16 protein-coding genes, 1 pseudogene and 1 riboswitch are annotated in these 17837 nt (G+C 67.6%); of the genes and pseudogenes, 5 read left to right on the top strand and 12 right to left on the bottom strand.

Translation table 11 applies throughout. The annotated features are described in order from the left end of the window. Window positions 1-46: 46 nt before the first annotated feature. The 4 genes from KZ491_RS06865 to KZ491_RS06850 all read right to left on the bottom strand — a co-directional run bounded on the left by KZ491_RS06865 (window position 47) and on the right by KZ491_RS06850 (window position 3623). Window positions 47-496, bottom strand: coding sequence for a pilin (locus tag KZ491_RS06865; protein ID WP_222565101.1), 450 nt, complete (start codon window positions 494-496; stop codon window positions 47-49). Window positions 497-728: 232 nt separating this feature from the next. After that, window positions 729-1586: a hypothetical protein gene (locus KZ491_RS06860; RefSeq protein WP_222565100.1), complete on the bottom strand. Its 858-nt coding sequence runs from the start codon at window positions 1584-1586 to the stop codon at window positions 729-731. Window positions 1587-1623: 37 nt separating this feature from the next. Further along, on the bottom strand, window positions 1624-2505 hold the full coding sequence (locus KZ491_RS06855) for a M23 family metallopeptidase (protein WP_222565099.1): 882 nt from the start codon (window positions 2503-2505) through the stop codon (window positions 1624-1626). Continuing rightward, window positions 2487-3623: an NHL repeat-containing protein gene (locus KZ491_RS06850; RefSeq protein ID WP_222565098.1), complete on the bottom strand. Its 1137-nt coding sequence runs from the start codon at window positions 3621-3623 to the stop codon at window positions 2487-2489. The genes KZ491_RS06855 and KZ491_RS06850 overlap by 19 nt, the downstream gene beginning before the upstream one ends. A gap of 128 nt (window positions 3624-3751) precedes the next feature. After that, window positions 3752-3873: riboswitch (SAM riboswitch) on the top strand. Window positions 3874-3939: 66 nt separating this feature from the next. Here KZ491_RS06850 and metX point away from each other — a divergent pair. From metX to KZ491_RS06835, 3 genes are all read left to right on the top strand, one after another. After that, entirely contained in the window at window positions 3940-5001 is a 1062-nt protein-coding gene (gene metX / locus KZ491_RS06845) for a homoserine O-succinyltransferase MetX (protein ID WP_222565097.1), read from the top strand. Further along, window positions 4998-6218: a cystathionine gamma-synthase gene (metB, locus tag KZ491_RS06840; RefSeq protein ID WP_222565096.1), complete on the top strand. Its 1221-nt coding sequence runs from the start codon at window positions 4998-5000 to the stop codon at window positions 6216-6218. Before metX ends, metB begins: the two co-directional genes overlap by 4 nt. Before the next feature lie 95 nt (window positions 6219-6313). Continuing rightward, window positions 6314-7399, top strand: a complete 1086-nt coding sequence (locus KZ491_RS06835; RefSeq protein ID WP_425493124.1) for a homoserine dehydrogenase family protein — start codon at window positions 6314-6316, stop codon at window positions 7397-7399. A gap of 178 nt (window positions 7400-7577) precedes the next feature. Here KZ491_RS06835 and KZ491_RS12940 read toward each other — a convergent pair. From KZ491_RS12940 to KZ491_RS06820, 3 genes and pseudogenes are all read right to left on the bottom strand, one after another. Next, a pseudogene (locus tag KZ491_RS12940) lies at window positions 7578-7661 on the bottom strand (hypothetical protein); the annotation flags it as partial. A gap of 81 nt (window positions 7662-7742) precedes the next feature. Then, on the bottom strand, window positions 7743-9125 hold the full coding sequence (locus tag KZ491_RS06825; protein ID WP_222565095.1) for an L-serine ammonia-lyase: 1383 nt from the start codon (window positions 9123-9125) through the stop codon (window positions 7743-7745). A gap of 103 nt (window positions 9126-9228) precedes the next feature. Next, window positions 9229-9636 (bottom strand): hypothetical protein, encoded by a 408-nt coding sequence (locus KZ491_RS06820; RefSeq protein ID WP_222565094.1) that lies wholly within the window; start codon window positions 9634-9636, stop codon window positions 9229-9231. A 74-nt stretch (window positions 9637-9710) separates the two neighbouring features. Between KZ491_RS06820 and KZ491_RS06815 the strand changes: the two genes are divergently transcribed. Next, complete coding sequence (locus KZ491_RS06815) at window positions 9711-9944, top strand: glutaredoxin family protein (RefSeq protein WP_222565511.1); 234 nt, start codon at window positions 9711-9713, stop codon at window positions 9942-9944. A 57-nt stretch (window positions 9945-10001) separates the two neighbouring features. Here KZ491_RS06815 and KZ491_RS06810 read toward each other — a convergent pair whose 3' ends face one another. From KZ491_RS06810 to KZ491_RS06790, 5 genes are all read right to left on the bottom strand, one after another. Further along, window positions 10002-10442, bottom strand: a complete 441-nt coding sequence (locus KZ491_RS06810) for a hypothetical protein (RefSeq protein WP_222565093.1) — start codon at window positions 10440-10442, stop codon at window positions 10002-10004. Between the two features lie 34 nt (window positions 10443-10476). After that, on the bottom strand, window positions 10477-12066 hold the full coding sequence (locus tag KZ491_RS06805) for an N-acetylmuramidase domain-containing protein (protein ID WP_222565092.1): 1590 nt from the start codon (window positions 12064-12066) through the stop codon (window positions 10477-10479). 125 nt (window positions 12067-12191) lie between these two features. Then, a complete protein-coding gene (locus KZ491_RS06800; RefSeq protein ID WP_222565091.1) occupies window positions 12192-12785 on the bottom strand; it encodes a YceI family protein in 594 nt (197 codons plus the stop codon). Continuing rightward, on the bottom strand, window positions 12782-13366 hold the full coding sequence (locus tag KZ491_RS06795) for a cytochrome b (protein ID WP_222565090.1): 585 nt from the start codon (window positions 13364-13366) through the stop codon (window positions 12782-12784). The genes KZ491_RS06800 and KZ491_RS06795 overlap by 4 nt, the downstream gene beginning before the upstream one ends. Further along, window positions 13363-14121, bottom strand: a complete 759-nt coding sequence (locus KZ491_RS06790; protein ID WP_222565089.1) for a YceI family protein — start codon at window positions 14119-14121, stop codon at window positions 13363-13365. Before KZ491_RS06790 ends, KZ491_RS06795 begins: the two co-directional genes overlap by 4 nt. Window positions 14122-14254: 133 nt before the next feature. Between KZ491_RS06790 and KZ491_RS06785 the strand changes: the two genes are divergently transcribed. Beyond that, window positions 14255-17827 carry a hybrid sensor histidine kinase/response regulator gene (locus KZ491_RS06785; protein ID WP_222565088.1) on the top strand — a complete coding sequence of 1191 codons (3573 nt, stop codon included), beginning with the start codon at window positions 14255-14257 and terminating at the stop codon, window positions 17825-17827. Window positions 17828-17837: the final 10 nt, after the last annotated feature.

Genomic DNA, 17837 nt, shown 5'->3' with positions numbered 1-17837 from the left:
CAAAGCCAAGGTCTAACAAAATCCCTCAGCGAGACTGAGCCAGCCGTTATGCGCGGCACTCGGCCGGGACGTACTTGTTTCGAGTTGCATCTCCCGCAGCGCCAATTGTGCAAGTCCACTCCACCGACCCAGCATTAAAAGCTGGCGTCAGCACGATGGTCTGACCATTCATCGTAGGGGAACCACCTAAGTTGTTGCTCAGGAGAATCGTAATTGCGCCACCGGCACCAACGGTGACAGAAGTGACGTTCTTACCCTTGATATCGGCCGCGGCAGCAAGGCCCGCCGCACTGTTGGTAATGGGAGCTGTGCCTGTGGATGCTTGCGTTTCGGCTACGGCCAGCTTAGCGCCGGACGCCAAGCTAAATGCCTCGGTAACCTTCGAGCGGATGGTGTAATCCTGATAAGCCGGCAGCGCAATCGCAGCCAGGATTGCGATGATCGCAACAACGATCATCAGTTCGATGAGCGTAAAGCCTTTCTGTACGTTCTTCATGGTGTTTCCCCTAGGAGTGGTCAGTATTCACGTGCCGTCTGAGCCGGGCGTTCCGGTCCTCGGGCAGCCGTGCTGGTTGGCACGTGCACGGTAAGCTACGCATTTCCCGTGCCAAGTGTGGTTTTTTGTGGTTTGGGTGTCGAAACTGAACCGCCAGTCACGTTTGGCCGGTGACTTCGATCCTTCAGGTGACGCAATTGGTCTGTTTTGGCGTGCGATGTGACGGAAATGGTCACCGCTGCGGCGCCTCATCGAGCAGTTCCACGTTGATGTACACCAATGGCGCTGGCTTGAGCCTTCGCATCAGTCGGCTCCACCAACCCTGTGGGTTGTTCTTGCGGTAGAGCGGCGGATGTCGCCGGAGATCTTCGGCCAACGAGCCACCTTGGCCCATTCCGGTGATCTGGTCTTCCGTGTAGAAGACCTGCCCGGGCTTCAGCAGGCGGCGCGATTCGGCACTGATCCGGTCCATATGGCTGTAGGCGGCGCCCGCCTCAAGCCCTACCACCACATCCGGCTGGGAGCTGACGCCGAGGCGCGCTAAGGCCAGGCGGGCTTCGCGGATGTCGGAGTGGGCGCGACAGTACTCATACAGCCAGTGCGCGAATGCAGTTGGATATGCGGCGCGGATCGCCTCGTCGCTGGGCCGGTTCTGGGGAGCGCAGTCGCCGGTCAACACGGCGAGCTTGGCGAGCAGTTCCAACGAGCCGTGGGGAATGATGATGTTCTCATCTTCGGAGTCGCTGGTGATGATCACGACGTTGTTGCGGCGCTGCGCGGCCAACCCGAGCAGCACCTCACCGGTGATGCTGATCAACTCGTAGCCCTCATCGTCCGGATCGCCGGGAAGCGAGTCAGCCAGATCGCGGCTGGTGGCGAGATAGAGAAAGGACTCGTCGCCGTCCTCCAGGTCGAGTACCCCGAGGTGCAATGCGTCGGGGTCGGCCGGGTCGCGTACGCCACGGACGAACAACTGCTGCGCGCAGAGCAGGGTGGTGAATCCAGTCACTTCCTCGGTTGTGGGCTTTTGTCCCAGTGCACGCTCACTGAGCTGGAAAAGGTTTGACTCGGGTGTGCTTTCAGGCTGCATTGGACCTCTCCTTGGTTGATGTCGCGCTTCCTCGCTTCTAGTTTGCCGCGGTTTCGCCTACCCCTTCCATCCGGAACGGCAGCGACACCAGACGCATGCCGCGATTAACCTGCACGGCAAAGTGCAGGTGCGGGGCGGTGCTGAAGCCGGTGTTGCCCGACCAGCCGATGTGCTGGCCGGTCCGCACCCGCTGCCCTGGCGCGACAACGGCGCCGCCCTGTTGCAGGTGCGCATACACGGCCATGCTGCCGTCCTCATGCAGGACGCGGACAAGGTTGGCGGTGCGCAGGAGAGTGTCGGCGGATGAGGGGTCGGGGCGTCGGTTTGCGTTGCTGCGTCCCGCATCGGGGTAGCGATCGATCACCTGCATCACCACGCCGTCGCGCGCCGCCAGCACAGCGGTGCCGACCGTTACGGCGAAGTCGATGGCGTAGCGGTTTTCCTCGTCGTCGTGACTGAAACTGCCGGCGAAGCCCTGATCGACCATGACTGGCGTGTCTTTTGTCAGCGGTAGTAGATAGGTCACGTCGCGCGGCTGCGCGCTCGGGTTGCCGGGCACGCTGTCCAGGATCAGATCGAAGTCGACTGCGCGCGCGGGGTCGGCGGCACGGAAAGCGGCGACGACTGTGCTGCCGCCGGCCGGAACGGTGGCACGCGCGGGCAGCGCCGGTGAGGCCACGGTGTTGTGGCGCTGGCGGTAACGCAGCCTCACCTCGATCGGGCCGGGCTGCGGATTGTCGGCCCAGGCGTGATAGCCGTCGTCGGTGGCCTCGATGCGTACGCGCGCCGCTCCGCTATCGGCGAAGTCTGCCGCAGGCGTGGCGGCTTCGGCGGGCGCAATGGCGGCGACGATCGCAAGCGCAACGGCCCACATGCCCACCCGCAGCGGCCAGCTGCGGCTCAGCGTGCGCCGGTGCATTCCGCTGCGAGCTTCAGGCCGCGGGCGATATCGGCCAGGTCGAACGCGCTCACCGATTCGTCGTTGTGCACCGCAAACAACGCGCCGTCGGGGAACGCGGCTGTGCTGGCGGCGTGTAGGGCGATGCCGTCGGACATCGCAGTGGTGGTGCCACGGAAGCTGCCGGCGGGGGCGAGGTCGCTGCGGTTGAACAGGTAGAAGGCGGTGCGTGTCTCGCGCTGGTCAACCGCGACCCAGTAGCCCGTGTCCGGGCTGCAGGCCCACAGGGCGACGCCTTCGGCTTCGGTGGCGAAGGTGTCCTCGGGCAGGCTGCGACCGGCGTACCTGCCGGCCAGGGTGTATTCGCGCAGCGTCGATGCGTTGCGTCCGGAGCTGCCGGGGAAGCGCTCGTCGGCGATCATCAGGCGGTCAAAGGCCGGGTCGCCGGCGATGGATTCCACCACCCGCAGCGCGCCGGGCTCGGCGGTGTCACCGAACGACCCCAGGTAGCGGGCGCTGAAGCCATCGTCATCCAGCTCGACGTGGAAGCGGCGCACGCGCTGGTCGAGCTCCGCAAGCGGCGGCACGATCTCGAAGCGCTTGCCGTACATAAAGCTGTCGGTGACATACACATCCAGCCCGCCCGGCGAGACCTCGTTGATCCACAGGCCATACGGGCTGCGCAGCTGCTCTTCGCCGAACGTGCCGAGCGGGGCGAAGCCCGGCAGGGCGAGCACCTGCACGCGGTGGTTGTCGCGCTCGGCGACGAACAGGCGGTCGCCGTGGACGGCCAGGCCATTTGGGCGCTTGAATGTGCGCGCGGCGTCATCCGTGCCGCCCACGGTCTGCAGCCACTCGCCGGTGTCGGCGTCGAACACCATCAGGGTGTGCGCGGTCTTGGCGCTGGCGATCAGCCAGGTGCGCCCGTCCGGCGCGGGCCAAGTGGCGAGTGAATCCAGTTCCACGCCGGAGTGGGCGGGCGATACGTAGCGCTCGGGCACCACCCGCTCATCAACGGGGAAGGACGCAGCATTCGCATCAACCCCGCGGGCGATGTCGCTGTTGCGTTGCAGGGCGGTGGCGCAGCCGGTCAAGGCGAGGATCACGCCGGTCGCGGTGAGGAATCGGCAAAGGGTCATGCCGCGCAGTCTAGTGCCTGCCCGCTCACGCCAGCCGGCTGCATCGCGGAACGACCGGATCCCGCAAGGCATCGCTTTATGCGGATACAGCGATTGACATCTTCGAAAAGCGTGTGCACACTGCCTGCCACCCATCGAGACCGGCAGAGGGACAGGCCCTTTGAAGCCGGGGCAACCCATCGCAGCGCAAGCCGCGAACGGGTGCCAAATCCTGCGGCGCCGCGCTCCAGCGGTGGCCGGAAGATGGTTGCCGGCACGGTCCAGTGTGCGTTGGCAGCCATCCCTCGATGGCTCCCCGCCACTTTGGATAGCCGTCATGAGCCTGCAACTCGCTTCCCGCACTACCGAAACCCTTTTCCAGCCTCGCCACGTTGCCGTATCGCGGTTCCCGGCCGCGGCGCGGAAGATGGCGGTGCGCGGCGAGATCGAGGTCGAACTGGCGATGCGCCACTGCGGCAACCAGTCGGTGACGCTGCGCTACGAGCGCGTCGGCGATCCCAGCTTGCCGGTGCTGTTCGTGGTCGGCGGGATTTCCGCGAACCGCCACGTCGGTGCCAGCGACCAGTTCAGCGATGCCGGCTGGTGGCAGGAACAGTCCGGCCCCGGCCGTGCGCTGGACCCGAGCCAGCACTGCATCCTCTCGTTCGACTGGGTCGGCGGCGATGGCACGCTGGACGCCGTGATCGATCCTGTGGACCAGGCGACGGCGGTGGTTGCATTGCTGGATGCGCTGGGCATCCCGCGCCTGAGCGCCTTCATCGGCAACTCCTACGGGGCGATGGTCGGCCTGCACTTGGCCGCCCTGCATCCGCGTCGCGTGGGCCGGCTGGTCGCGATCAGCGGCTTCCACCGTGCCCATCCCTACGCCAGCGCCTGGCGTGCGCTGCAGCGTCGTGCGGTCGCGCTGGGGGCGTTGCAGTGCGACGACAGCCAGGGCGTGGCACTGGCCCGCCAGCTGGCGATGCTCAGCTACCGCACCGCGGACGAGTTCGACAGCCGCTTCGGCGCCGCCAAGGTCGTCAACGGCCGTGTCCAGGTCGCCGCCGAGGACTACCTGGACCACTGCGGCCAGCGTTTCGCCGACCGCGTATCCGCGCAGGCGTTCGTGCGCCTGTCGGAGTCCATTGACCTGCAGGCCGTTGATCCCGAAACCGTCCATGTGCCGGTCACCGTGGTGGCCGTGGCGGAGGACCTGCTGGTCCCGCTGGCCGATGCCTATGACCTGGTCCAGCGCCTGCGCGGGGAGACCCGGCTGCACGTCATCCATTCCCGCTTCGGCCATGACGCGTTTTTGAAGGAATCCCGCGCCATCGACGGCATCCTGCGCGAGGCGCTTCTCGACATTGCCGCCGACGCGGACGCCGAGGCGCTGGCATGAGTGCGCAGCACGCCGGGGCTCGCCCCGCCCGTCGCTGTACCACCGCTGTGCGCGCGGGCATCGACCGCGACGAGGCCTTCGGCGCGGTGACCCCGCCGCTGGTGCTGTCGTCCAACTTCAGCTTTGCCGGCTTCAACGACAAACGCACCTACGACTACACCCGCAGCGGCAATCCGACCCGCGACCTGCTGGCCGAGGCGCTGGCCGAGCTGGAAGGTGGCGCCGGCGCGGTGGTCACGGCGACCGGCATGGCCGCGATCGCGCTGGTGCTGAACGCCTTGCTCAAGCCCGGTGACCGGCTGGTGGTGCCGCACGATGCGTATGGCGGCAGCTGGCGCTTGTTCAACGCGCTGGCCGAGAAGGGCGCGTTCGAACTGACCACGGTGGACCTGACCTCGCCCCGCGCGCTGGCCGACGCCTTGGCACTGGGGCCGGCAGTGGTCTGGATCGAGACGCCATCGAATCCGCTGCTGCGCGTGACCGACCTGCGTTTCGTGACCGAAGCCGCGCACGCGGCCGGCGCGCTGGTCGTGGTCGACAACACCTTCCTCTCGCCGGCGCTGCAACAGCCGATCGCGTTCGGTGCCGATGTGGTGGTGCATTCCACCACCAAGTACATCAACGGCCACAGCGACGTGGTCGGCGGCGCGGTGATTGCGCGGGAGCAGGACCAGCACGACAACCTGGCCTGGTGGGCCAATTGTCTGGGCATCACCGGCTCGCCATTCGACAGTTTCCTCACCCTGCGCGGCCTGCGCACGCTGGATGCGCGCCTGCGCGTGCACGAGCGCAATACGGCGGCACTGGTGGACCTTCTCGACCGGCATCCGGCGGTGCGCGCCGTGCATTACCCCGGGCTGGAAAGCCATCCCGGGCACGCGGTTGCCGCGCGCCAGCAGGACGGCTTCGGCGCGATGGTCTCGCTGGAGCTGGAGGACAGTGGCGCCGGCGGCGAGGCCGCAGTGCGCGCATTCCTCGACGGCCTGGAGTACTTCACCCTGGCCGAGTCGCTGGGTGGGGTGGAAAGCCTGATTGCGCATCCGGCGACGATGACCCACTCGGCCATGTCGCCCGAGGCGCGGGCGGAGGCCGGCATTGGCGACGGACTGCTGCGCCTGTCCGTTGGCATCGAGCACGTGGAAGACCTGCTGGCCGACATTGGTGCGGCGCTGGATCGTGTGAAGCGTGCGCAGCTGGCGCCGTGTGCTGCGCAATGAGTGGGCAGGTGTCCGCTCTGGCGTCCACCCGCGACGCATTCGTGCGCTCGGGCGGTGATGCCGACACTTCGGCGGGATCGCAGGACGGTCCGCGCGTGAGCGGTATGCGCGTGACCTCTCCGGCCCGCGTCGCCCTGCTGGGCACCGGCAATGTCGGCACGGCGGTGTTGTCCCGGCTGGCGTCCTGGGCAGGAACGCCGCGCGGTGACTCGTTGGTGCTGGTGCATGCGGGCAATTCCCGTGGCGCGCTCCGGGCTGAGCGGCTTTGCCCCGCGGCGATCCAACGCCACCTGTCGGATGGCAGTCCATGGCAGGGCGATCCGGGGCTGGCCTGCCTGTCCGGCGTCGCGGAGGCGCTCTCCCGCCATGGTCCGGGCCATCGCATCGTCATCGACGCGACCGCCAGCGGCGAGGTGGCCGACCATCACGCGCATTGGCTGGAGCAGGGCATCCATGTGGTGACCGCGTGCAAGCTGGGATTGGGAACGACGCTGGAGCGCTGGCAGGCGATCAACGACGCCGTAGCACGCGGCAGTGCGCGCTACGGCGACAGCGCGACCGTCGGCGCCGGGCTGCCCCTGCTGCGCAACATCCGCGACCTGCAGGCCGGCGGCGACACCATCCATTCGATTGCGGGGGTGCTGTCGGGTTCGCTCGCGTGGCTGTTCAACCACTACGACGGCCAGCAGCCCTTCTCGAAACTGGTGCTGCAGGCCAAGGACGCCGGCTATACCGAGCCGGACCCGCGCGAGGACCTGTCCGGCGATGATGTGCGTCGCAAGATCCTGATCCTCGCCCGCGCTGCCGGCGTGCCGTTGGCCAGTGACGAGGTGGAGGTCGAGTCGCTGCTTGAGCTGGCTGCGGATGGCGCGTCAGCTGATGGGGATCTGGAAGGCCTGGACGCGCCGATGGCCGAGCGCTTCGAGGCCGCCTCGGCCGCCGGCGCCCGACTGGGATTCATCGCCCGCCTGCAGGACGGGCGCGCCAGTGTCGGGTTGGAGAGTCTGGCGAGCGGGCATCCGTTGGCCGGCGGCGCCGGGACCGACAATCGGGTTGCGATCTGGTCGGACCGTTACTGCGACCAGCCGCTGGTGATCCAGGGGCCGGGCGCGGGCGCGGAAGTCACCGCAGCCGGCTTGCTCGACGACGCGCTGCGGATCGCACGCTCAACCCCTGACTGAAGAAAAGCCGGCCCTTCGCCGATGTCTGGGGAGTAGGACGCGACCTGCAGGGCTTCCCGGCGAATGTCCCCCGGCCCACGCCTGCGGCGCAGGCCTCCTCCTTTATTTCGCCCGGAAGCCCTGCAGATCACGTCTGTCAGCCTATTCCCGCCGTGTGCGGGGCGGCCGGCTTTGTGCTTTATCGAACACCGCGATGCCCCACCGACGGGAGTGGGTGCCGTTGGGAGCGAAGTACAGGAGGAGGCACCGGCTTCACCGGTGCCGGGGGACATTCGCACCCAAGGGCACCCGCTCCCGTGCTCCAAGACCGCGCAGACTGCGCAGCCGCGACCCTTCTAACCCGTCAGCACTCGATGACGTTCACCGCCAGCCCGCCCCGGCTGGTTTCCTTGTACTTGTCCTGCATGTCGCGGCCGGTGTCGCGCATCGTCTTGATGACCTTGTCCAGGCTGACTTTCTGCGAGCCGTCGCCGCGCATGGCCAGGCGGGAGGCGTTGATCGCCTTCACCGAACCCATGGCGTTGCGCTCGATGCAGGGGATCTGGACCAGACCGCCGATCGGGTCGCAGGTCAGGCCCAGGTTGTGCTCCATGCCGATCTCGGCGGCGTTCTCGACCTTTTCCGGACTGCCGCCCAGCGCTGCGGTCAGGCCGGCGGCGGCCATCGAACAGGCCACGCCAACCTCGCCCTGGCAGCCGACTTCCGCGCCGGAGATGCTGGCGTTCTCCTTGTAGAGGATGCCCACCGCCGCGGCGGTCAACAGGAAGGTCCGCACGCCCTCGATGTTGGCGCCGGGAATGAAGCGATCGTAGTAGTGCAGCACTGCCGGGATGATCCCGGCGGCGCCATTGGTCGGCGCGGTGACCACGCGACCGCCGGCGGCATTTTCCTCATTCACCGCCAGTGCGAACAGATTGACCCAGTCGAGCATCGTCAGCGGATCGTCCAGGCCGGCATCGGGCCGTGATTGCAGGTCGGCATGCAGCGCGGGTGCGCGGCGGGTGACCCGCAGGCCGCCGGGCAATGTGCCCGAAGAGCGGATGCCGCGTTCCACGCAGGACTTCATCGCCTCCCAGAGCTGGTCCAGGCCGGCGTCGATCTCGTCGGTGCTGCGCCAGACCTGCTCGTTGGCGTAGATCATCTGGGCGATGGACAGGCCGCTGTCGCGCGCGCGCAGCAGCAGCTCGTCGCCGGAGGCGAACGGGTACGGCACGACGCTGGTGTCGGCGACGATCCTGTCCTCCGCCGCCTCGTCCTCGTTTACCACGAAGCCGCCACCGACGGAGTAGTAGTCGCGCGTGGCGATCACGTCGCCGGCCGCGTCGTAGGCGGTGAAGCGCATGCCATTGGTGTGGAACGGCAGCTTCTGGCGCTTGTTCATGATCAGATCGTGCTTCTCGTCGAAGCCGATCTCATGGCGACCCTGCAAACGGATGCGTTTCTCGCCGCGGATGCGCTCCAGCGTCGCCGGGATGATGTCCGGGTCGATTTTGTCGGGCCAGTGGCCTTCCAGCCCCATCATCAGCGCCTTGTCGGTACCGTGGCCACGGCCGGTCATCGCCAGCGAGCCGAACACTTCGGCGCGCACGCGCGCGGTGCGCTCAAGGTCGCCGTTGTCGACGATCCAGCGCTCGATGAATCGTGCGGCGGCACGCATCGGTCCCACGGTGTGCGAGGAACTCGGCCCGATGCCGATCTTGAACAGGTCGAAACAGCTGACGGACATGGAGATCCAGTACTGGAAACGGCGGTGGGTGGAGGTGTGCTTCGAGCTGCGGCGATCGTTGATCGGGCGCGCAAGGGTGATCGCTCAGCGGCGAGTGCGCCGGTCAGTCGGCGAGGCGCTGGTAGGTTCCGTCAACCGTGCCGCTGCCGGCATCCAGCGGACTCAGCGTGAGCCGGTTGCCGGCCTCGTCGGCGGACACCTTGAAGTGCCACTGCAGGTTGCTGTCCGCGCCGTTGAGGGCGAGACGGCAGTCGTCGGGCTGGTAGGTCCACGAACCCCCGCTGACTTCCGGTCGTTCGTGCAGCCACGAGTCGAAGCGGCGTTCGCCGTTTTCCATGGCTAGTGAAAACTGCTCGAAGGTCCCGGCCTCGCCGGTGCGCTGCCAGTCGCCGGCCAGGGTGGTTTCGGCAACCTCACAGGCAGCCACCTGCGCGCCCGTGGCGGCTGCTTGCTCGGGACTGCAGGCAGCCAGTGACAACATCAGCGCGGCGGAAAGAAGAAACCTGGTCACGGCTGCGGAGCCCTCCGGAGTGAACGCCTATGATAGCCGCCGCCCCCGGGCCATTGCAGAGGCGCTCCGAGAAGATGCAGCTGATCCTTTACCAGCGTGATGATTGCCACCTGTGCGACCTCGCACTGCTGGAGCTGGCACAGGCCGCGGTGCCGGACTTTGAAAGCGTGTTCATCGACGACGATGCGGATCTGGAGAAGTGCTACGGCGCGCGGGTCCCGGTGCTGCTCGACCTGGCCACGATGCGCGAACTGGCGTGGCCGTTCGACGCGGACGCCGCCCGGCGCTGGCTGGCCACAGGCGGGTGATGCGCGTTCCGGCCGGACCTGGCCGGGGCGCTGCGCGAGCCCGGCCAAACCGCCCGTTCAATCCAGCTTGAACAGCGCCTCCGGCGCGCCATAGTCCGCGGCCCACGGCTGCCACGCCATGTCGGTCGGACCGATGGCCTGGGCGCGAACCACCCATTGGTCTTTTTCCTTCTCCAGCAGGCCGGCATAGACCTGGGAGACGAAACCGGCCTCGGCCGCCTCCGCCATTGGGGTGCGCGCGTAGTCTACCGGCCCGCCGTCGCTGGCCTGCATGTGGGCGTACAGGAATGCCCACTCGCCCTGGATCGCCAGGCGCTCGACCACAAACTGCACGGTGCGGCCGATCTCACCGTCGATGGACGCCCGCGCGCTGTCGAGAATCGCAGCGCGCTCGGGGGAACCGGGATTGGGAATATGCAACGCGGGTGTCTGGGCGTGGTTGGTTGGCATGCAGGCAAAACCCATCAGTAGGAGCATCAAGAATGACAGGGTTCGCATGCGCGTCTCCTGACGGACCGGTGCGACCGGTCTATCACTTGCGTGGCGGGGTCAGGTACCAGGCGTTGCCGAACGGGTTGCCGTAGCTGACCTTCTGCGGACCTGATCCGCCACCGGTGTTGTTGGAACCGATCAGGGTGATCTTGCCGTTGTTGTTGCTGTGTACCAACTCGACGTGACCGCCGTTGTTGACGATCGCTACGTCGCCCGGCCGTGCCTGGGACGCGGGAACCACGGTCCAGCCTGCGGCCTTCAGCATCGTGCCCAGCGCCTGGGGATTGCCGCTGTTGGAGCCGGTGACCAGGTTGGTGTGGAAGTTGATCAAGCCGGCCTTCTGCAGCACGGCGGACACAAAGTTCGCGCAGTTGACCGTGTTGGGGACGCTGGGGTCCATCGGCAGGTGGCCGCTGACCTTCAGGTCGCCGGCCCACCAGCCAAGGTACTTCTCGGCGATCTTCGCGGCATCGGAGCTGCTGCCGCCCACGGGAGCCGGGGCGTCGATCCTGCTGTCGCCGCCGACCCTGGGCGCATTGCCGGTGCTGCCGCCGCCGGGAATCTTGACCACCTGGTTCGGGAAGATCAGGTCGATGTTGCGGATCTGTGGATTGGCCGCGGCCAGCGCCGACAGCGAGACGCCGTGCTTCTGCGCGATGCCGCTGAGCGTATCGCCCGAGCGCACCGAATAGGTGCCGGTGCCGGACTCCGGCGCGGTCGGTGCAGGCGCCGTCGGTGCGGGAGCAGTGGCTGGCTTGGTTCCGCCGCTGGCCACCGGCGGCGGATTGCTGCCGGCGTACTTGGCATAGGCGGCCGCCATCTTGCCGTCGTAATTGTTCTTCGCGTAGCCCGGACCGTTGTAGCCGCGCGCAAAGCCGGCCCAGTCCTTGTTCTGCAGCTTGCCCTTCAGCCCGGCCGACTCGATGAAGCTGACAAACGCGTCCAGCTGGCTGCCGGCCGAACTGCGCATGGCGTCGACGAACTTGCCCACGCTGTCGTAGCCAACCATCTTGTGGTTGAAGCCCATGATCTGGAACTCGCCCCAGGAGGCCGACTTCATTGCCGCGACCGGATCCAGAGCGAATGCCTGTTCGAAGCGTGTGTACTGGTGTGCACCGCCGGCGCCGTAACCACCTGCCGGGCCGCTGATTCCCGGATGGGAACCGTTGAAGCGGCCGCCGGTTTCGCGGGCAAAGATGTGCCGCTCGAACAGGATCTTGGGGCGACCGTCGGCGAGGAAGCCACCGCCGGAGGACTCGACTTCGGCCACGGCGCGCACGGTGGCGACATCGACGCCGAGGGCGTTGGCCGCGCGCTGATAGTCGGCCATCGTCAGCTGGGTGGAGCCGGCCTTGGCGCCGGTACTGCCTCCCGCGGAGGTGTCAGCCGGCACGGGCGCGGGGCCGGAACCGGCTTGCGTCTGGCCGCCAGGCACCGTGATGCGGTCGCCGGGATAGATGACGTTGGGATTCAGGACCTGCGGATTGGCCGAACGCAACGCGGAGAGGCTGACGCCGTATTGCTTCGCGATCCCCGACAGCGTGTCGCCATGCTGGACGGTGTGCTGGCGGCCGTGGCCGGCGTCGATGCGTTGCAGCTGCGCCGCTGAGATTGCACTGAGAACAGTCATTCCCTGATCCTCGCAAGTTGGGCAGTAACCCACGAACCGCGGGTCATGGGCGCATTCCAACACTGCGCCCGGTCGCGGTCACTCGGGGCGTCCCCCAGCTGGGGTTTACCCGAGGTCGAGGGATGTCAGGGGGCGGGCATCAGGTTGACCCGCGTGCTGACCGCAACTTTTGCCGGAATCATGCCCGGGTCGGCCCAGTCACCGCCGCCGACGCCGAATGCCAGTCGATCCACGCTTGCGCGCCCGGTGAGCACCGGCGCCGCGCCGTCCTTCCAGGTGAACGTCAGGGTCACCGGATGACTGGCGTCCCGCAGGCTCAGCGCGCCGTCGGCGGCGTAGCGGTCCTCGCCGAGGTGGCGGAACCGGGTGGCGACAAAGCGCGCCTGCGGGAACAGCTTGCTGCTGAAGAAATCACTGCCCTGCAGGGTCTCGTCGCGCTCGGGATTGGCCGTGGTCGCGCTGGCCAAAGGGATGGTCACCTCCAACCGCGCCTGCTCCAGCTGCTGCGGGTCGAAGCGCATGGTGGTGGTGAAGCTGGCGAAATAGCCGGTGAAAACTTCGCCTTCAAAGCTGGAGGCAAAGGTCAGCGTCGATCCCGGCGCCTGCACGTAATCGTCGGCAGCCAGTACGACGCTGCTGGCGAAGGCCAGTCCGGCCGCCAGCACCTGCAGGAAGCCGGGACGACGGCGGGAACGGTTCGGGCCCGAAGCGGTGATCATCGGGAAGTCCGCTGGGAAGAGGCGGGAGGCGTGCGGCGGCCGGGCAGCATCCGCCGCAGCGTGGCGTCGCCGACAAAGTAGTGGTGGTAGAGCGCCGCGCCGGCGTGCATGAGGATCAACAGCACCAGCACCCAGAAGATCCAGCCGTGGGCGTCGCGGGCGATTTCGCGCACACCGGTATTGGGTGCGATGAGTTTGGGAACCTGGAACAGGTTGAACCAGCGCAGCGGACGCAGCCCGCTGGCGGAGTCGAAGAGCCAGCCGGAGAGTGGCATCGCGATGATCAGCGCGTACAGCAACCAATGGGTGACGCGCGCGAGCATCCGTTGCCACGCGGGGATGCTTGCGATCGGGATTGGCGCACCGGCATACAGCCGCCACGCCAGACGGATCACCACCAGCGTGAGAAGGGTCAGGCCGAGGGACTTGTGCAGGTTGAACACCCAGAAGTAGCTCGGTGACTTTGGCAGGCTGTCCAGCGAAAGGCCGATGGCGGCCATGACAAGGAACACCACCACGATGGTCCAGTGCAGGAACTGGCTCACTGGACCCCAGCGGTCGACGGGGTTTTTCAGGCTCATAGCGCAGCTCCGGGTTCGGGTTCTGGTGTGGGTTCGACCTCGGCATCCGTCTCCGGTCCGGAATCACCACCCTCGTCGTGAACAGGTTCGCCGGCGACGCGGGAGCGCACGGCTTCCGCCTCGATCCGGAGGGTCACGTCATCGCCAATGACCGACGGCCAGGCGGTGATGCCGAAGTCGCTTCGGCTCAGTACGGCGGTGGCCGAAAAGCCGGCGGTGCGTCGGAACGGTGGCATCGGATGCCGCTTGACCGCATTGACGGTGACGTCCATGCACAGCGGTCTGGTAACGCCGTGCAGCGTCAGTTGGCCGCACACGTGGACGTTACCGTCGTCGCTCGGGAACGCGCTTTCGGACGTGAACCTGGCCATCGGGTATGACTGGACATCCAGCAGGCGTGGCGCAAGTACTGCGCGATTCCACGACGGGTCACCCAGATCCACGCGCTCCAGGGGAACCGTGGCGTCCAGCCGGGTGAGACCCCAGTCGTCGGGATCGAACACAAGGGTGCCGGTGCTGCCCGATACGGTGCCCAGTGCCTGCGAGAAGCCGGCATGGGAGACGGCGAACATCACCCGGGTGTGGACCGGATCGAGCACCCAGCTCGGGGCGTCCTTCGCGCTTGCCGGAATCGCCACCGTCAGCGTGCTGCAGAGCCCCAGCGCAATCGCCAGGGTGCGCGCATGCCAAACCCGCGCGCCGCTGATGGACACACGCGGGTCGATGCGGTCTGGCGTGGGCGGTTTGCCGTGCATGCGACCGATTCTAGACAGGTCGCGCGTCGCAGTGGTGGGCCGCGACTTGCCCCGGCGCCCACAATCATTGAATGTGCGTCCGGGGAAGGGACGCACGGCGCGGGGGCTCGCGCGCGCCGCACTGGAGGGATGGATGCGACACATCATTGCGTGGCTGCTGTTGGCCGCATGTTGGCTGCTGCCGGTATCAGAGGCCGGGGCACGGGTGCCCGAGATTCCGCGTCTGCGCCATATCGACGTGGCCGCCGGCCTCCCATCGAGCACCGTCAAGAGCCTGAAGTTCGACGACGACGGCTTTCTCTGGCTCGCCACCACCGACGGTCTGGCGCGCTATGACGGTGTCGGCATGCAGGTATGGCGCCACGATCCGGCCGATCCCGCCTCGCTTTCGGCCAACTACGTGACCCTCGTCCACGTCGATCCCGAGGGCCGCATCTGGGTGGCCCCGGAAGGCCACGGCCTGAGCGTGCTCGACCGCGCCCATGAAAGCTTCCGCCACTACCGCCTGGCCACTCATCCGGAAATCGGCAGCGACGACATCTGGGCGTTGGCGAGCCATGAGGGCGCGCTCTGGATGGGTGGCTACGGCGGTGGGGTATCGCGGATGGCCGCGGACGGGACCATCACCCGATTCACGGCGAGCGGGGAAAACCCGCGCAGCCTGCCGGCCGACATCGTCCTGACGCTGGTGGTGGACGAGCAGGGCGTGCTCTGGGCAGGGACCACCAAGGGGTTGGCGCGGTGGACGGGAACCGATTTCGAGCGCGTGGCGCTGCCCGGGGGGCACGCGACCCCGTTGATCTATTCGCTGACGGCATTTGACGGCGGGCTGTGGGTGGGGGCGGCAGAGGGGGTTTTCCGTCGCACCGGTGACGGCGGATGGGAGCAGCCGCTCTGGTCGGCGATGTTCGAGCAGCCCAACGCGATCCTGAACATGCTGCCGGGCGAGGACGGTGAGCTGTGGATCTCGAGCCAGCGACAAGTGTGGCGCGTGGTTGAAGGTCAGGTGCCGGTGCCTGTGCCGATCGGTGCCAAGGGGCCGGCGATTGCGATCGGCGAGATGGTCAAGCAGGACAGCGGCGCGATCTGGATTCCGGTGCCGGGGGTCGGGCTGGGCTACCTGCCGCCGGACTGGCGCCGGATCGCCCAGTTCAGCCGTGACCAGGATGACCTGTCGGCCGACCTGTACAGCGCCATTGCACCGGCCCGGGACGGCGGGGTCTGGCTGGGGGGAGTGCGTGCCGAACTGGAGCGCCTGGACCGGGACGGGCTTCTGATACCGGCAGAGCCCGAAACCGTCGCAGCGTTGCAGGGCATGGGCTCATACGCACTTTGCGAAGATCCCGCCGGCCGTCTGTGGATCGGCCAGCGTCGCGAACTGGTGCGGGTCGACAGGCAAGGCGCAGTCCGGCGCTGGGGGCAGGACGGTTCGCCCGACGCATCCCTGCCCGGTCCATTGACGTTGATGGATCTGGCGCCCGACGGGACGTTGTGGATGTCATTCGCCGGCGCCGGTGTACAGCAGCGTGAGCTGACCACGGGACGGGTTTTGCTGACTGTGCCTCCGGGGGCCGCGCACGGGCTGGGGGTGGGAGACCATCACGCGATGGCGTTCGACGCCGGTGGCGCGCCATGGTTTGCTGGCGCCGATGGAGTGCTGCGATGGAGCGCGGAAGAAGGTCGCTTCAACCCGGTGCCTGGTATAGGCGGCGACGGGCGGGTATTTGCGCTGGGGTTTGCTGGCGCCGATGACCTGTGGTTGCAGCGGCTTTCCGGGCTTGAGCACTATCGGCGCGGCGGTGACGGCTGGTTCGCCGTGGACACTGTCGGCGCGAGGCAGGGCATCCCGCCCGTCGAGGGAGCCGGCTTGCAGGTCGACCAGCAGGGTCGGGTCTGGCTTTCGACCCCGCGCGGCCTGTATCGCTGGGACCCGGGCACCGGGCAGACCCGTCACTTCGGCCTCTTCGATGGCCTGCGCAGCCAGGAGTTCGTCAATCGCACGCTGGTGCAGACGCCGGATGGGGTGATGGTTTCGGCCCTGGCCGACGGCGGTGTGGTGATGGTCGACAGTCTTGCCGACGACCTGCCGCCGATCCGCTCGCCACTGCATTGGGACGGGTTCGAGGTGCGGCGTGACGGCCGTTGGGTGCCGATGGATCTGCAGGGACCTCTGGCGCTGGCGCCGGGCGATCGCGAACTGCGCGTGCAGCTTCGCCTGCTCGCCTACGACAAGCCCAAGGCCAATGCCTATGTAACGATGCTGGACGGCTATGACCACGACTGGGTGGACCACGGCGCCCAGGGTGAGCGGATCTTTGCCGGCCTGGCGCCAGGCCAGTACACCCTGCGTGCCCGCGCGCAGGACGCGGTCGGCAACCAGGCGGCGGAACAGGTGCTGCACTTCCGGGTCCAGCCGCCGTGGTGGCAGACGGGTCAGGCGCGGATTGCGCTGGTTTGCCTGCTGCTGCTGATGGCGTGGTGGGTGATGCTGGAGTCGCGTCGACGGATCGAGCGGCGGCAGGCGTGGAAGCGCGCCGACCACGAGCGCGAGGTCGCCCATGAGGCGTCGCTGGCCAAGACCCGTTTCCTGGCCACCCTCGGCCATGAGGTGCGGACCCCGATGACCGGCGTGCTGGGCATGAGCGAGCTGCTGCTCGGAACCGACCTGGACACCCGGCAGCGCAGCTACGCGACCTCCATCCACCGCGCCGGCGAGCACCTGTTGCGACTGGTCAACGATGCGCTGGATCTGGCCAGGATCGAGTCGGGCAAGCTGGAGCTGGCGACCGACGAGTTTGATCTGCACGCCCTGATGGACGAGCTGGCAGAGATGAGCGCGCCCCTGGTGGAGGCCCGTGGCCTGAAGTTCGTGGTGGACCGCGATCCTGCGACCCCGCGCCGGGTGCGCGGCGACGCCGTGCGGATCCGGCAGATCCTGCTGAACCTGATCGGCAACGCGGTGAAGTTCACCGAGCGTGGCTCCATCCGGCTGGGAATCGCACCCGCCGACGCGGGCGGGGTGGTCCTGTGCGTCAGCGACACTGGGCCGGGCCTCAACGAGGAGCAGGTCTCGCGCTTGTTCCGTCGTTTCGAGCAGGCCGACGGCTTGCGCACCGCAGCACGCTACGGCGGCAGCGGCTTGGGCCTGGCGATCTGCCAGGAGCTGGCGGCAGCCATGGGCGGCACGATCGAGGTCACCAGCGCCCCCGGCGAAGGCGCAAGTTTTGAAGTCCGCCTCCCGCTGGAGGTCATCGCGGAAGAGCCGCTGCGCGAAGCGGCCGACTCGCCTGCACTTGCAACGCCCAAAATGACGTCTGCGCAAACCGGCACCCTGGCATCAGAAGAAGCGTCCGGCCTGTCGCTGCTTCTGGTGGAAGACGATCCCATCGTCGCTGAAGTGATTGCCGGCCTGCTGCGTGGCCAGGGGCATGCGGTGGTTCACGCCGGCCACGGGCTGGCGGCGCTGGCCGAGTCGAGCGTGACCCGCTTCGACGCGGCGTTGCTGGATCTTGACCTGCCAGGTCTCGACGGCCTGTCGCTCGCGCGCCAGTTGCGGGCGCAGGGCTTCAGCCAACCGCTGATTGCGGTGACAGCGCGTGCCGACACGGATGCCGAGCCGCTGGCACTGGCCGCGGGTTTCGATCGCTTCCTGCGCAAGCCGGTGACCGGGGCAATGCTGCGCGAGGCCCTCGCCGCGGCGCGCTGATCGGTACGCG

The organism is Novilysobacter antarcticus, assembly GCF_019802285.1.
GTDB classification, from domain to species: domain Bacteria; phylum Pseudomonadota; class Gammaproteobacteria; order Xanthomonadales; family Xanthomonadaceae; genus Novilysobacter; species Novilysobacter antarcticus.
The sequence above is the reverse complement of the archived record's forward strand: the minus strand, read 5'-3'. Positions and strand labels throughout refer to the sequence as shown.